Annotated in this window: 17 protein-coding genes; 8 read left to right on the top strand and 9 right to left on the bottom strand. The window is 56.5% G+C overall.

Features of this window, described 5'->3' with window-relative positions:
• The first annotated feature begins 116 nt into the window (after positions 1-116).
• Together panE and yajL are read left to right on the top strand one after the other, a co-directional pair.
• Positions 117-1,028, top strand: coding sequence for a 2-dehydropantoate 2-reductase (gene panE / locus K7H21_RS21850; RefSeq protein ID WP_004129706.1), 912 nt, complete (start codon positions 117-119; stop codon positions 1,026-1,028).
• Positions 991-1,581 (top strand): protein deglycase YajL, encoded by a 591-nt coding sequence (gene yajL / locus K7H21_RS21855; RefSeq protein WP_004129704.1) that lies wholly within the window; start codon positions 991-993, stop codon positions 1,579-1,581. The genes panE and yajL overlap by 38 nt, the downstream gene beginning before the upstream one ends.
• Before the next feature lie 58 nt (positions 1,582-1,639).
• Here the strand turns inward: yajL and thiI are convergent, their stop codons facing one another.
• Positions 1,640-3,088: a tRNA uracil 4-sulfurtransferase ThiI gene (thiI, locus tag K7H21_RS21860; protein WP_032742058.1), complete on the bottom strand. Its 1,449-nt coding sequence runs from the start codon at positions 3,086-3,088 to the stop codon at positions 1,640-1,642.
• A gap of 198 nt (positions 3,089-3,286) precedes the next feature.
• Between thiI and xseB the strand changes: the two genes are divergently transcribed.
• From xseB to K7H21_RS21880, 4 genes are read left to right on the top strand one after another with little or no spacing between them, the layout of a single operon-like run.
• Positions 3,287-3,529, top strand: coding sequence for an exodeoxyribonuclease VII small subunit (xseB, locus tag K7H21_RS21865; protein WP_004129702.1), 243 nt, complete (start codon positions 3,287-3,289; stop codon positions 3,527-3,529).
• Positions 3,530-4,429, top strand: a complete 900-nt coding sequence (gene ispA / locus K7H21_RS21870) for a (2E,6E)-farnesyl diphosphate synthase (protein ID WP_142446269.1) — start codon at positions 3,530-3,532, stop codon at positions 4,427-4,429.
• A gap of 18 nt (positions 4,430-4,447) precedes the next feature.
• A complete protein-coding gene (gene dxs / locus K7H21_RS21875; protein WP_004129698.1) occupies positions 4,448-6,310 on the top strand; it encodes a 1-deoxy-D-xylulose-5-phosphate synthase in 1,863 nt (620 codons plus the stop codon).
• A 60-nt stretch (positions 6,311-6,370) separates the two neighbouring features.
• Positions 6,371-7,345 carry an aldo/keto reductase gene (locus K7H21_RS21880; protein WP_004129695.1) on the top strand — a complete coding sequence of 325 codons (975 nt, stop codon included), beginning with the start codon at positions 6,371-6,373 and terminating at the stop codon, positions 7,343-7,345.
• Positions 7,346-7,485: 140 nt separating this feature from the next.
• On the opposite strand, the gene pgpA is transcribed toward K7H21_RS21880, so the two are convergent.
• The 6 genes from pgpA to nrdR all read right to left on the bottom strand — a co-directional run bounded on the left by pgpA (position 7,486) and on the right by nrdR (position 11,592).
• A complete protein-coding gene (gene pgpA, locus K7H21_RS21885; RefSeq protein ID WP_223035359.1) occupies positions 7,486-7,992 on the bottom strand; it encodes a phosphatidylglycerophosphatase A in 507 nt (168 codons plus the stop codon).
• Positions 7,979-8,956 carry a thiamine-phosphate kinase gene (gene thiL, locus K7H21_RS21890; protein ID WP_223035360.1) on the bottom strand — a complete coding sequence of 326 codons (978 nt, stop codon included), beginning with the start codon at positions 8,954-8,956 and terminating at the stop codon, positions 7,979-7,981. Before thiL ends, pgpA begins: the two co-directional genes overlap by 14 nt.
• Positions 8,957-9,031: 75 nt before the next feature.
• Positions 9,032-9,451 carry a transcription antitermination factor NusB gene (gene nusB / locus K7H21_RS21895; protein WP_004099457.1) on the bottom strand — a complete coding sequence of 140 codons (420 nt, stop codon included), beginning with the start codon at positions 9,449-9,451 and terminating at the stop codon, positions 9,032-9,034.
• A 19-nt stretch (positions 9,452-9,470) separates the two neighbouring features.
• Positions 9,471-9,941 (bottom strand): 6,7-dimethyl-8-ribityllumazine synthase, encoded by a 471-nt coding sequence (gene ribH, locus K7H21_RS21900; RefSeq protein ID WP_004129690.1) that lies wholly within the window; start codon positions 9,939-9,941, stop codon positions 9,471-9,473.
• 93 nt (positions 9,942-10,034) lie between these two features.
• A complete protein-coding gene (ribD, locus tag K7H21_RS21905; protein ID WP_223035361.1) occupies positions 10,035-11,138 on the bottom strand; it encodes a bifunctional diaminohydroxyphosphoribosylaminopyrimidine deaminase/5-amino-6-(5-phosphoribosylamino)uracil reductase RibD in 1,104 nt (367 codons plus the stop codon).
• Positions 11,139-11,142: 4 nt separating this feature from the next.
• A complete protein-coding gene (nrdR, locus tag K7H21_RS21910; protein ID WP_004099449.1) occupies positions 11,143-11,592 on the bottom strand; it encodes a transcriptional regulator NrdR in 450 nt (149 codons plus the stop codon).
• Between the two features lie 147 nt (positions 11,593-11,739).
• On the opposite strand from nrdR, the gene K7H21_RS21915 reads away from it, so the two are divergent.
• Together K7H21_RS21915 and K7H21_RS21920 are read left to right on the top strand one after the other, a co-directional pair.
• The gene (locus K7H21_RS21915; RefSeq protein ID WP_223035362.1) at positions 11,740-12,282 is read left to right on the top strand and encodes a SadB/YajI family lipoprotein; all 543 of its coding nucleotides are present in this window, start codon (positions 11,740-11,742) and stop codon (positions 12,280-12,282) included.
• A gap of 295 nt (positions 12,283-12,577) precedes the next feature.
• Entirely contained in the window at positions 12,578-13,462 is an 885-nt protein-coding gene (locus K7H21_RS21920; protein WP_004129680.1) for a nucleoside-specific channel-forming protein Tsx, read from the top strand.
• Between the two features lie 47 nt (positions 13,463-13,509).
• Here K7H21_RS21920 and K7H21_RS21925 read toward each other — a convergent pair whose 3' ends face one another.
• Both K7H21_RS21925 and K7H21_RS21930 read right to left on the bottom strand, forming a co-directional pair.
• Entirely contained in the window at positions 13,510-14,199 is a 690-nt protein-coding gene (locus tag K7H21_RS21925) for a helix-turn-helix transcriptional regulator (protein ID WP_049123112.1), read from the bottom strand.
• A 14-nt stretch (positions 14,200-14,213) separates the two neighbouring features.
• On the bottom strand, positions 14,214-14,579 hold the full coding sequence (locus K7H21_RS21930; RefSeq protein WP_223035363.1) for a VOC family protein: 366 nt from the start codon (positions 14,577-14,579) through the stop codon (positions 14,214-14,216).
• Positions 14,580-14,633: the final 54 nt, after the last annotated feature.

Below are 14,633 nucleotides of genomic sequence, written 5' to 3' on the forward strand. Positions count from 1 at the left end.
CGTTGCATAATACCCGCAACGCGACATAACTCAACTTGTTATCCCGAAAGGATAACTGATAACGCTATACTTTAGCCATGAGCACCTGATGCAGCACTCACAGGTGAGGAGGAATAATGAAAGTAACCGTACTCGGATGCGGTGCACTGGGACAGTTATGGCTAACTGCGCTGTTCAAACACGGACATGAAGTCCAGGGCTGGTTACGCGTCCCACAGCCATTCTGTAGTGTCAATGTGATTGAAACCGACGGCAGCGTGTTTAATGAATCTTTTACCGCTAACGATCCTGATTTTCTCGCCAGCAGCGACCTGCTGCTGGTCACCCTCAAAGCCTGGCAGGTCTCTAACGCGGTAAAAAACCTGAGCGCCATTCTGCCGTCGTCAGTACCTGTTCTGCTCATGCACAACGGTATGGGTACCGTTGACGAGCTTAAGACCCTCAAGCAGCCGCTGCTGCTGGCTTCGACAACGCAGGCGGCCCGCCGCGACGGCAACGTGATCGTCCACGTCGCCAACGGCACCAGCCATATTGGCCCGGCGAAAGCCTATCCTGAGGATTATAGCTATCTCGCCGATGTACTGCAGGGCGTGCTGCCCGACGTCGCCTGGCATAACAATATCTACCCCGCGACCTGGAGCAAGCTGGCGGTAAACTGTGTCATTAACCCGCTGACGGCGTTAAAAAACTGTCAGAACGGCGATTTACGCGAATACCCGCAGGAGGTCGCCGCGATTTGTTATGAAGTTGCGGCGGTGATGGATCGCGAGGGGATGCATACCTCACCGGAAAACCTGCTATTCTATGTACATCAGGTTATTGAAAGTACGGCAGAAAATACCTCCTCTATGCTGCAGGATATTCTCGCCCAGCGCCATACGGAAATCGACTATATCACCGGTTATCTGTTAAAACGCGCCCGAGCCCACGGTATCGCCGTACCTGAGAATACCCGCCTGTTTGAACTGGTAAAGCGTAAGGAGAATGAATATGAGCGCGTCGGCACTGATTTGCCTCGCCCCTGGTAGCGAAGAGACCGAAGCGGTCACCACCATTGATTTACTCGTTCGCGGCGGGATAAAGGTCACCACCGCCAGCGTCGCCGGCGATGGCAGCCTGACTATCGTCTGCTCACGCGGCGTTAAGCTGCTGGCCGATGCGCCGCTGGTGGAAGTGGCCGACGGCGATTTCGATATCCTTGTTCTGCCCGGCGGCATTAAAGGCGCGGAGTACTTTCGCGACAGCCCGCTGCTGGTTGAAACAGTACGCCAGTTTCATCTTTCCGGGCGCATCGTAGCGGCTATTTGCGCCGCGGCGGCGACCGTGCTGGTACCGCATAACCTCTTCCCCATTGGCAATATGACCGGGTTTCCGGCCCTGAAAGAGCAAATCCCCGCCGAGCAGTGGCAGGATAAGCGCGTCGTCTGGGATGCTCGCGTTAAGCTGCTCACCAGTCAGGGGCCGGGAACCTCTATTGATTTCGCCCTCAAGATGATCGATCTGCTGGTTGGACGCGAAAAAGCGCATGAAGTCGCCTCCCAACTGGTGATGGCGGCCGGTATTTATAACTACTACGAATAAACGCAAAACGGCAATCCTGGGTTGCCGTTTTTGATGATTGCGCCTTGCTCCTGAGAAACTAGGGGCGATAAACCTTCACATTTTCAAAGCCCTGCTCGCGCAGATACAGCGCCTGCAGGCGGCTCATCACCCCGCGTTCGCACCACAGCAGCCAGGTTTTACTCTGGTCGAGATCGCCAAATTTGGTGCTCAGCTTATAGAAAGGAAGCGAAACGACGTCCACGCCCTCCACCTTCAGCGGCTTATCGTCCTGCTCGTCGATAGAACGGATATCGAGGATCACGTCGTTAGGGCCAAAACCGCTAACGGTTTCCACTTCCACCACGTCCTGCTCGGTCTGCTGAGCGATATCGCGGATATCAATATTGCTCGCTTCCGCCACCACTTTATCAAGAATGCTGAAATCGAAGTGCTCTTCTTCCGCCTCGATCTTCGCCTTCACCGCTTTCACGGTCGGGCTCTTCGAGATAACGCCGCAGTATTCCGGCATGGTGCGGGCAAAATCTTCAGTGCCTATTTCACGCGCGAGGTCAATAATGTGCTCTTTATCGTGCGAAATCAGCGGACGCAGAATCAGCGTATCCGAGACGTTGTCGATCAGGCGCAGGTTGGTTAGCGTCTGGCTGGAGACCTGTCCCAGCGCTTCGCCGGTAACCAGCGCCTGCACGCCGTAGCGTTCGGCGACTTTTGACGCCGCGCGCACCATCATGCGCTTAAGCACCACGCCCATCTGACCGTCGTCGACTTTCTCAAGGATCTCGCCCACCACCGGCTCGAAGTTAATCGCCACGAAGCGCACGCGGTGCGAGCTGCCGAAGCGGTTCCACAGATAGTGCGCAACCTGACGCACGCCGATTTCATGGGCAGCGCCGCCGAGGTTAAAGAAGCAGTAATGCACGCGGCAGCCGCGGCGCATCAGCATATAGCTGGAGACGCCGGAGTCGAAACCGCCGGAAATCAGCGACAGCACGTCTTCCTGGGTGCCGATAGGGAAACCACCGATACCTTCGTAGCGCCCTTTCACCAGCAGCAGACGATCGTTTTCGATCTCGAGGTTGACCGTCACATCGGGGTCGGTCAGCTTTACGCGCGCCGTTTCAATATGCTGGTTCAAGCCGCCGCCGACGTAGCGCTCCACTTCGATTGAGGTAAACTCATGCTTACCGCGACGCTTAACGCGCACGCAGAATGTTTTACCTTCCAGCGCTTCACGCCACAGCGGCAGCGTCTGCTCGAAAATATCGTGCAGGGAAGTATAAGGAACGTCTTCGACTTCCAGTATATGGTGGATACCCGGGATACGGGTCAGGGCGTCACGAATGGCCGGACGCTGATTTTCATCCTTCGCCCGGACCTCGATATGATCCCAGTGACGAACGACGGCAAGCGTCTCATCGTAGTTTTTGAGAACGTTACGAATGTTCCCGGTTAAAATTTTAATGAAGCGCAATCGCACAGATTGGCTTTTGATGGTGATTTCCGGGAACAATTTAATGATAAACTTCATGGCGACACTATTCGTTGGCAAGCCCGACGGGGCTTTAAGCATAAAAAGTTGTACAGGCGCAACCGGCGTCTGCATCCAGGGCGCGGAGTATACCACTATTGGGCGCTTTTCACCTGGCATTGCGCGTTATTTGATTAACCGCGCGACTTCGTTACCATATTGATAGCCATCGAGACATTACAAGAGTCTATATTCACTATGCCAAAGAAAAATGAGGCCCCGGCCAGCTTCGAAACCGCCCTGGGCGAGCTGGAGCAAATAGTTAATCGTCTGGAAAGCGGCGCGCTGCCGTTAGAAGAAGCGCTCGGCGAATTTGAGCGCGGGATCCAGCTGGCGCGCCAGGGGCAGGCAAAGCTGCAGCAGGCCGAGCAGCGCGTACAAATTCTACTGGCGGATAGCGAAGACGCGCCGCTTACTCCTTTCACGCCGGACGCTGAATAAATGGACTTCCCGCAACAGCTACAGGCGTGCGTTGAGCAGGCTAACCAAGCGCTGCGCCGTTTTATCGCCCCGCAGCCTTTTCAGAACACTCCGCTGGTTGAAGCCATGCAGTATGGCGCATTATTAGGCGGCAAACGCCTGCGCCCGTTCCTGGTTTACGCCACCGGCGACATGTTTGGCGTCAGCCGCGCTACGCTGGACGCCCCTGCCGCCGCCGTTGAATGCATTCATGCTTATTCGCTGATGCACGACGACCTCCCGGCGATGGACGATGACGATTTACGCCGCGGCCAGCCGACCTGCCATATTAAATTCGGCGAAGCGAACGCAATTCTTGCCGGAGACGCTCTACAAACGCTGGCGTTTTCTATACTAAGCGATGCGCCCATGGCTGAAGTGCCGGATCGCGATCGCCTGGCGATGATTTCCGAACTGGCGCAGGCCAGCGGCATCGCTGGCATGTGCGGCGGTCAGGCGCTGGATCTGGAAGCGGAAGGCCATCAGGTTGACCTGGCGTCGCTGGAGCGTATTCATCGCCATAAAACCGGCGCATTAATTCGCGCCGCGGTACGAATGGGCGCGCTGAGCGCAGGTGAAGCCGGGCGTAAGGCGCTACCCGCTCTCGATCGATACGCCGAAAATATCGGTCTCGCCTTCCAGGTCCAGGATGACATTCTCGACGTGGTAGGGGATACTGCCACCCTTGGCAAACGTCAGGGAGCCGACCAGCAGCTGGGCAAAAGTACCTACCCCGCCCTTCTGGGACTTGAGCAAGCCCGGAAAAAGGCCCATGACCTGATTACCGATGCCCGCCGGTCGTTAACTGAGCTGGCCGCGCAATCTCTGGATACCACGGCACTGGAAGCGCTCGCGAATTACATAATTCAGCGTGATAAATAAACAATAAATGAGTCTCTGATGAGTTTTGATATTGCCAAATACCCGACCCTGGCGCTGGTGGATTCCACCCAGGAGTTGCGTTTGTTGCCGAAAGATAGCCTGCCGAAACTGTGCGACGAACTGCGGCGTTACCTGCTGGACAGCGTCAGCCGTTCCAGTGGGCACTTTGCCTCCGGCCTCGGCACGGTAGAACTGACCGTGGCGCTGCACTACGTCTATAACACCCCTTTCGATCGCCTAATCTGGGACGTCGGCCACCAGGCTTACCCGCATAAAATTCTGACCGGACGCCGCGATCGGATCGGCACCATCCGCCAGAAAGGCGGGCTGCACCCCTTCCCGTGGCGCGGAGAAAGCGAGTATGACGTCCTGAGCGTCGGCCACTCGTCTACTTCCATCTCCGCCGGCATCGGGATAGCCATCGCCGCTGCCAAAGAAGATAAGCAGCGCCGCGCGGTCTGCGTGATTGGCGATGGAGCGATAACCGCGGGAATGGCGTTTGAAGCAATGAACCACGCTGGCGATATTAAACCCGACCTGCTGGTGGTACTCAACGACAATGAAATGTCGATCTCCGAGAACGTTGGCGCGCTAAACAATCATCTGGCTCAGTTGCTTTCCGGCAAGCTCTACTCCACGCTGCGCGAAGGTGGTAAAAAGGTCTTCTCCGGCGTTCCGCCGATTAAAGAGCTGCTCAAACGCACCGAGGAACATATCAAAGGGATGGTCGTCCCGGGAACGCTGTTTGAAGAGCTGGGCTTTAACTATATTGGGCCGGTGGACGGTCATGACGTTATCGGTCTGGTTAATACACTGAAGAATATGCGCGACCTGAAAGGGCCGCAGTTCCTGCATATTATGACTAAAAAAGGCCGCGGCTATGAGCCCGCCGAAAAAGACCCGATCACCTTCCACGCGGTGCCGAAATTCGATCACACCAGCGGCGTGTTGCCGAAAAGCAGCGGCGGCCTGCCCTCTTACTCGAAAATCTTTGGCGACTGGCTGTGCGAAACCGCCGCGAAAGATGACAAGCTGATGGCCGTTACGCCAGCGATGCGCGAAGGTTCGGGGATGGTCGAGTTCTCAAAAAAATATCCCGACCAGTATTTCGACGTGGCTATTGCCGAGCAGCACGCGGTGACCTTTGCCGCCGGGCTGGCAATTGGCGGCTATAAGCCGGTGGTGGCGATTTACTCCACCTTCCTGCAGCGCGCCTATGACCAGGTGATTCACGATGTCGCCATCCAGAAGCTGCCGGTGCTGTTCGCTATCGACCGCGCGGGTATTGTCGGCGCAGATGGGCAAACTCACCAGGGCGCGTTTGATATCTCCTTCCTGCGCTGCATCCCGGATATGGTTATCATGACCCCGAGCGACGAGAACGAATGCCGCCAGATGCTGTATACCGGTTATCACTACAACGACGGCCCGAGCGCGGTGCGCTATCCGCGCGGCTCCGGTACCGGCGCGGCGTTTGAACCGCTGGCTTCGCTGCCTATCGGTAAAGGCGTGGTGAAACGCGAAGGCGAAAAAATCGCGATTCTGAACTTCGGCACGCTGCTGCCGCAGGCGGCAAAAGTCGCGGAAAAGCTTAACGCCACCCTGGTGGATATGCGCTTTGCCAAACCGCTGGATGAAGCGCTGGTACTACAGCTGGCCGCAGAACACGAGGTACTGGTCACCCTGGAAGAGAACGCCATTATGGGCGGTGCCGGCAGCGGCGTAAACGAGCTGCTGATGTCGCGCCGCCGCGCGGTTCCAGTGCTGAATCTCGGCCTGCCTGATTTCTTCATCCCGCAGGGAACCCAGGAAGAAGCGCATGCCGACCTCGGCCTGGACGCCGCCGGCATCGAAGCCAAAATCCACGCCTGGCTGGCATAATTGCCGTCACCGCTCCTGCTATGCTTAAAGGATACCCTTTACCCGTAGCAGGAGCGCACTATGCACTACATCCCTCTTGGCGATACCGATCTCCGCGTTTCCCGACTCTGTCTCGGCTGCATGACCTTTGGCGAACCGGACCGCGGTAACCATGCATGGACCTTACCGGAAGAGAGTAGCCGTCCGCTGATAAAATACGCTCTCGAAGGCGGCATTAACTTCTTCGACACCTCTAATAATTACTCTGACGGCAGCAGCGAAGAGATCCTCGGGCGCGCGCTGCGCGAATACGCTCGACGCGATTCCGTTATCGTCGCCACCAAGGTTTACCATCAGGTGGGCGATCTGCCGCAGGGGCTGTCGCGCGCGCAGATCCTGCGTTCCATCGACGACAGCCTGCGTCGCCTCGGCATGGAGTATGTCGATCTGCTGCAGATCCATCGTTGGGATTACACCACGCCCATTGAAGAAACCCTCGAAGCGCTAAACGACGTCGTCAAGGCGGGTAAAGCCCGCTATATCGGCGCATCGTCGATGCATGCCCGCCAGTTTGCCCAAGCGCTGGCGTTGCAGACGCAGAATAACTGGGTCCGCTTCGTCACCATGCAGGATCACTACAATCTGATTTATCGTGAAGAAGAAAAAGAGATGCTGCCGCTGTGCAGTCGTGAAGGCGTCGCGGTGATGCCGTGGAGCCCACTGGCGCGTGGCCGCCTGACGCGTCCGTGGGGGGAAACTACCGCCCGTCTGGTATCAGATGAAGTCGGTAAATCGCTCTACAACGCCATGGATGAGAATGATGAACAGATTGCGACAAACCTGGCTGAAGTCGCGGAAGAACTTGATGCCAACCGCGCCCAGGTCGCGCTGGCCTGGCTATTGAGTAAACCGGGCGTTGCCGCGCCGATTATCGGCGCCTCAAGGCAGGAGCAGCTGGATGAGCTGCTGCATGCGGTCGATTTAACGCTGAAGCCGGAGCAGATTGAAAAGCTGGAGACGCCGTATAAACCGCACCCGATCGTCGGGTTCAAGTAACGCACGGTTCCCTACCTGATTCCCGGCTCGCGCTGCGCTTAGCCGGGCTACAGGTTCACCAGCATCTGCGGACGACGAGTTCACCACCGCCTCCGGGAAAGCCTGCCTGCTCGATTTCCCAGGGGCGGGCCGGATTTTATTTAGAAAAGACCGATCGGCCAGTGGTGGCCAATCACGTACAGCACCCCGGCGGAAATCACCCCGGCGACGATATCGTCGACCATGATCCCCATCCCGCCGTGAATATTGCGGTCGAACCAGCGGATAGGCCACGGCTTCCACATATCAAAGATGCGAAAAATCACAAAGCCGGCGGCGACCCACTGCCAGTCCATCGTCGGTAAAGCCATCAGGGTAATCCACATCCCAACGAACTCATCCCAGACGATGCTGCCGTGATCGTGGGTGCCCATATCTTTCGCCGTACGGTGGCAAATATAGACGCCAATGCAGATGCTCATCATCACCGCCAGCGAATAGAGCTGCCAGGGGAGTAACGTCAGCAGATACCAGAAGGGGATCGACGCCAGCGACCCCATTGTGCCGGGAACTACCGGGCTAAGGCCGCTGCCGAAGCCCGTTGCCAGCAGATGCCAGGGATTGCTTATCTTCAGGCGGCTTTTCGCCGCATCTCTACTCCGCGCCAAAATGATCGTATCCCTTAAAATCGAACGTAACGGGCTTACCTTCCCGCATGAACTGCAGACCTTCCGATTGCGGAAGTATCTGTCCAATACAGGTAAAGCGCGCGCCGAGATTGCCAAGGGCCACGTCCAGCGCCCCGCGATTGAGTTCAGGCACGGTAAAGCACAGCTCATAATCTTCACCGCCGGAGAGCGCCCAGCGCAGCGCCTGTTCCGTCTCAACCTGGCGCAGCATCGCATCCGAGAACGGCATCGCATCGAGATCGACGCGCGCGCCGCAGCCGCTGGCGTCAAGAATATGCCCCAGGTCGGAAATCAGGCCGTCGGAGAGATCGATGGCGGAATTCGCTAAATCGCGCAGCGCCTGCCCCTGCAGAACCCGCGGTAGCGGACGCAGATGACGCGCCAGGAGATAATCCGCGTCGGCGTCATCTTCAACCTGCAGCCGATCCTGCAAAATCGCCAGACCCGCGGCGCTATCGCCGGGCGTGCCGGTGACGTAAATCCAGTCTCCCGGCTTCGCCCCGGAACGCTTCAGGCCGCGTCCCGTCGGCACAAAGCCGTGGATACCCAGCGTCATCGACAGCGGTCCGCGTGTGGTATCGCCGCCAATGAGCTGCATATCATAATAGTTGAGCTGCACAAACAGGCTGTCGCTAAAGGCTTCAAGCCAGGCTTCGTCCGCTTCCGGCAAGGTCAGGGCCAGGGTTAACCACGCCGGTTCAGCGCCCATTGCCGCCAGGTCGCTCAGGTTGACCGCCAGCGCTTTATAAGCGAGGTCGGCAGGGTCGATATCGGGTAAAAAATGGTTTCCCGCCACCAGGGTGTCGGTGCTGATTGCCAGCGTTTTTTTCTCGGGGATGTTCAGGAGCGCGCAGTCGTCGCCAATGCCGGTTTCAACATCAAGACGAGCGCTTTTTACGCGATCAAAATAACGGGCAATCAGGGAAAATTCGCCGCATGCCATACGTTATGCCTCAGAAAAAGAAAAGAATAAGGCCGGTTTGCAAGAGTGAGACTCTACAAAAACCGGCCCTGGAGTTTACTTTTTGTTGGGACGAATTACCGGGGCAGCTTTGTCCAGCACGCCGTTGACAAACTTATGGCTATCTTCAGCGCCAAAGGTTTTCGCCAGTTCGATGGCTTCGTTAATCGCAACTTTGTACGGTACATCGCTACGCTTTGACAGCTCAAACAGTGCGATACGCAACACCGCTTTTTCCACCTGACCCAGCTCGTCCAGCAGACGAGAAAGATACGGCTTCATCAGGCCGTCGAGATACGCGCTGTTAGTCGCCACTCCGGACAGCAGTTCGCGGAAATACAGAACGTCTACATCTTTCACATCCTGTTCCGCCAGGAACTGGTATTCGACATCAGCGATGTCGTTTTTGGACAACTGCCAGGAGTAAAGCGCCTGGACAGCACACTCACGGGCGCGGCGACGAGCAGCAGGTTTCACGGAATTCCCCTTACAAAAATCAGGCCTTGATGGCTTTCAATACGTTAATCATTTCCAGCGCGGTCAGCGCTGCTTCAGCGCCTTTGTTACCGGCTTTGGTGCCAGCGCGTTCGATGGCTTGTTCAATACTTTCTGTGGTCAGAACACCGAAGGCTACCGGGATTCCGCTGTCCTGAGCGACGTGCGCCAGGCCATTGCTTGCACCGCCAGCCACATATTCAAAGTGCGCAGTGCCGCCACGGATAACGGTACCCAGCGCGATCACCGCGTCATACTTACCGGTTTTCGCCAGTGCGTCAGCCGCCAGCGGCAGCTCATACGCGCCTGGAACCCAAACAACGGTAATGTTTTCATCTTTGACCTGGCCAATACGCTTCAGGGCGTCAATCGCGCCATCCAGCAGGCTGTCGTTGATAAAGTTGTTGAAACGCGCAATGGTGATGGCGACGCGAGCGTCCGGGGTAGCAACGTTAGCTTCAATAATGTTCATACTCTTCCTTCGGGTTCAGTTCATTTGGCCCCGCAAGGGGGGCGGATTCTATCATAATAATCGGCGCACTGCTTTCCCTTTTGTCCGGGGAAATCAAGCGTTCACTAAATGCAGGCAAATATCCGGGCCTACATGACGTATCTCATTGAATTTGAAATGGGGTGCTTGCTCAAGTTTCTCAAGCCCCGGCAGTACACATAATCCGCGCGCATCGCTGCCTAACAGTTTAGGCGCAATATAGACGATAAGCTCGTCCACCAGCCCGGCCTCGAGCAGCGCGCCGGCAAGGGCGGGGCCTGCTTCCACCCAAATCGTATTCATTTGCTGTTTGCCCAGCAGCATCATCAGTACAACCAGATCCAAGCGACCGTTATGCTCCGGCACCAGCAGCGTGCGTACGCTCTCCGGCCACTGGCGTTCATCTTCTCGGGTACGGGCAAATAGCGTTTCACCTGCCTGCTCCACGATGCGATGCTGCGGGGTGACGCGATTCCGACTATCGATAACGATGCGTAGAGGCTGACGCAGGTTTTCCTGCGGGTACAGCGCCTGAGTGTCGGCGTTGAGCTCGTCCCAGCGTACGGTTAGCGCCGGGTCATCCGCCAGCACCGTCGCGCTACTGGTCAGGATGGCGTGGCTTTGCGCGCGCAGGCGCTGCACATCGCGCCGCGCCTGCGGCGAGGTGATCCACTGGCTCTCCCCGCTGGCCATCGCCGTACGCCCATCCAGCGATGCGCCCATTTTTAACTGGATATAAGGAAAGCCGGTGCGCATGCGTTTAAGAAAGCCTTTATTCAGCGCTTCGGCTTCATTCATCATCAGCCCATGGCTGACGTCTACCCCTTCCTGCTGTAAACGGTACAAACCACGCCCCGCGACCTGCGGGTTCGGGTCCTGCATCGCCGCTACCACACGGCTTACTCCCGCGGCAATCAGCGCTTCGCAGCACGGCGGCGTACGACCGTGATGGCTACAGGGTTCCAGCGTGACGTACGCCGTCGCGCCTTGCGCTTTTTCGCCCGCCATGCGCAGCGCGTGCACTTCCGCGTGCGGTTCGCCGGCGCGATAGTGAAAACCTTCGCCGACGATCTCGCCATCTTTAACGATCACGCAGCCGACATTCGGATTGGGGTGAGTGGTGAAGCGTCCGCGCGCGGCCAGCTTCAGCGCTCGCGCCATGTACATTTCGTCCTGCATGGGCTCAGTCCTGTAAGCGGGCGATCTCTTCGCCGAACTCTTTGATATCTTCGAAGCTGCGGTAGACGGAAGCAAAGCGGATGTAGGCGACTTTATCGAGCTTTTTCAGCTGCTCCATCACCAGGTTGCCGATCATTTTACTCGGCACTTCGCGCTCGCCGGTCCCGCGCAGATGGGTTTTTATGTGGTTAAGCGCCATCTCGACGTCGTCCGAGCTGACCGGACGCTTCTCCAGCGCTTTCAGCATTCCGCTGCGCAGTTTGTCCTCATTAAAAGGCTCGCGCACGTCGTTACTTTTTACGACCCGCGGCATCACCAGTTCCGCCACTTCAAACGTCGTAAAGCGTTCATTACAGACCAGACACTGACGACGACGACGCACGGAAGAGCCCTCGCCCACCAGACGAGAGTCGATAACTTTGGTATCTACGGCGAAACAGAAAGGGCAATGCATGGCGCGTCCTGACATGTAGTTAAACTAACGGGTAGTTTACCGCGAAGTGACCCGACAACAAAGAAAGAGCTTTTGAGACAAAGGATCTATAGTGCGATTATCCGAACGATCTACCATTAAGCATCCTCTGTTAACGGAATCCCAACTATGACAAGACGTTATTTAAAACTGGCCATTGTGGGTAGCATTTTCACCCTCAGCGCCTGCGCGCAGCAAAGCGAAATCCGCCAGATGAACCAGAGCGTGAGCACGCTGAGCAAAGAGATGACCCAACTCAATCAGCAGACGGTCAAAATCACCCAGCAAAACGTGCTGAATGCGAAATCGAGCAGCGGCGTTTATCTGCTGCCGGCCGCGAAAACGCCGGCCCGCCTGAAAAGCCAGATCGGTACCCTGCGCATGTCTCTGCTCAATATCACTCAGGATGGCGACGGTACCCGCCTGACGCTGCGCATCCAGGGTGAATCAAACGATCCGCTGCCGGCCTTTAGTGCGACGGTGGCCTCGGGGCAGATCAGCGGCACCACTGAGAGCTATCAGGAAGTTAACGTGCAAAATCAGCTAATTAGCGCCACGGCAAGCGTTCTGGCGCCGAGCGATGTCGATATTCCGCTGCGCCTGAATGGCGTAACGCCCGAGCAGGTTGGCTTTGTCCGCATCCACGATATCCAGCCCGCAAACCTGCCGTAACTCCCTTCTGCCGGGTGTCGCGAACATCCGGCTTCCCCTCTCGCGCCAATCCACTTACAGATTTTCCATTCAGTTCACTAAAAATTGACAGGATTTATGAATTTCAGTGGCATTCCGTCAAGAAATGCATAAAATCGTGAACGCAATCGATTACGTTAATGTTCGTTATGTGAAACAACACATATTTTTGTGAGCAATGATTCCTATAATAGACGCCACAGAAATACGAAATATTTAGAAACGCTTCGGCGCTTCTTTTAACGCCTTCAGGCTTAATTTAAACAGTGGCATCATTATGAAAAAAACATTACTGGCCGCCGGCGCAGCTCTGGCGCTCTCCGCATCTTTCTCTGCCAGCGCGGCAGAAAACGACAAACCGCAATATCTGTCTGATTGGTGGCACCAGAGTGTGAACGTGGTGGGTAGCTACCACACTCGTTTTGGGCCACAGATCCGTAACGATACTTATCTGGAATATGAAGCGTTCGCCAAGAAAGACTGGTTTGATTTCTATGGCTATATGGATGCGCCGGTCTTCTTCGGCGGTAACACCAACGCGAAAGGCATCTGGAACCACGGTTCGCCGCTGTTTATGGAAATTGAGCCGCGCTTCTCTATCGACAAACTGACCGGTACCGACCTCAGCTTCGGCCCGTTTAAAGAGTGGTATTTCGCCAACAACTACATCTACGACATGGGCCGCAACAAGTCCGGTCGTCAGAGCACCTGGTATATGGGTCTGGGTACCGATATCGATACCGGCCTGCCGATGAGCCTGTCGCTGAACGTCTATGCGAAATACCAGTGGCAAAACTATGGCGCGTCTAACGAGAACGAGTGGGACGGCTACCGCTTCAAAGTAAAATACTTTGTGCCGCTGACCGACCTGTGGGGCGGTTCACTGAGCTATATCGGCTTCACCAACTTTGACTGGGGCTCCGATCTGGGCGATGACAACTCTTATGATTTGAACGGTAAGCATTCACGCACCAGCAACTCCATTGCTTCCAGCCATATCCTGGCGCTGAACTACGATCACTGGCACTACTCCGTCGTGGCGCGTTACTTCCACAACGGCGGCCAGTGGGCTGACGACGCGAAGCTGAACTTCGGCGACGGCGACTTTAACGTTCGCTCGACCGGCTGGGGTGGTTACTTCGTGGTTGGTTACAACTTCTAATCGGCGCGAATTTTCCCCGGCGAATACGCCGGGGAAAGTATAAAAAGCTAGCGCTCTTCGCATCTCACCTTACGTAAAAAATCACTCAATGAGCGATCGGCTCGTTCGCTAAAATGACGCCCGGTTGCGGAAATTTCCAGGCAGCGGTCGAGGCGAAAACAGCGATAATCTTCCCGCAGCTCGCACCAGGTCACCAGCAGCCAGCGCTCGCCCCAGAAAAATAGCCCCAGCGGCAGCACTTCACGCTGCGATACCTTTCCCGCTTCATCGCGATAGTGCAGCGCCAGCGCCTGCTGGGCGGAAACTGCCCGATGCACTAAATCAAATTGATCTTTGCGATAGCCCTGAGCGCCAAAGTCGGGAGCAAACAGCCGCGACTGCTCTGCCTTGCGCCGGCTCTCGGCAGGCAAAATGGCCAGCACTTTTTCCTGCGCCGATTCCAGCGCCAGGGATAGCGACGCGCCGCCCCAGGTTTGCAGCAGCCGAATAGCGGCTACCAGCGCTTCCGATTCCTGGGTTGTCAGCATCAGCGGCGGTAGGTCGTAGCCCGCCAGCAGCCGGTAGCCGCTTCCGGCCTCCCCCTCAACCGGGACGCCGGAGAGCGAAAGATCGCGAATGTCGCGGTAGATCGTGCGCTCCGATACGCCAAGCCGCTCGGCCAGCAGTCCGGCGGTCGTTAATCTCCTACCGCGCAGGATCTGAACGATTTGAAAAAGGCGGTCGGCGCGTCGGCTCATTTCTGTTGTCTCATTTACGCAGGTTGGTGAAGGCCAATCCGATTACCCTCGCTATCAATAAAAAGGGCAATCGTGCCGATATCGTCCGCCAGCTCAAGGGTGCCAAACACGCAGCTTCCGCCCGCCGAGTTGACGCGATCGAGCGTGGCCGCCAGATTGTCAGTATGCAGATAGATAATACATCCCTGATCGGAGGGCTTAACGCCATCGAACTTTGCCAGCGCGCCGCCGGGAGCCGGGTCCTCATACGGAAAAACGGCCATTTCGATGCAATCCATTTTTTCCCGACGCAGCGTCACTTGCATCACCGGCTCGTAAAACGCCACGGCACGATCCATCTCCACCACCGGAATCTCAAACCAGTTAATTACGTTGTTCATACATCCTCCTGTCCATTGTTTGGGTTCAGGAGGAGTGTATGACAGGCCTACTGA

The sequence above is a fragment of the Klebsiella sp. CTHL.F3a genome (assembly GCF_019890895.1).
Lineage (GTDB): Bacteria > Pseudomonadota > Gammaproteobacteria > Enterobacterales > Enterobacteriaceae > Klebsiella > Klebsiella grimontii.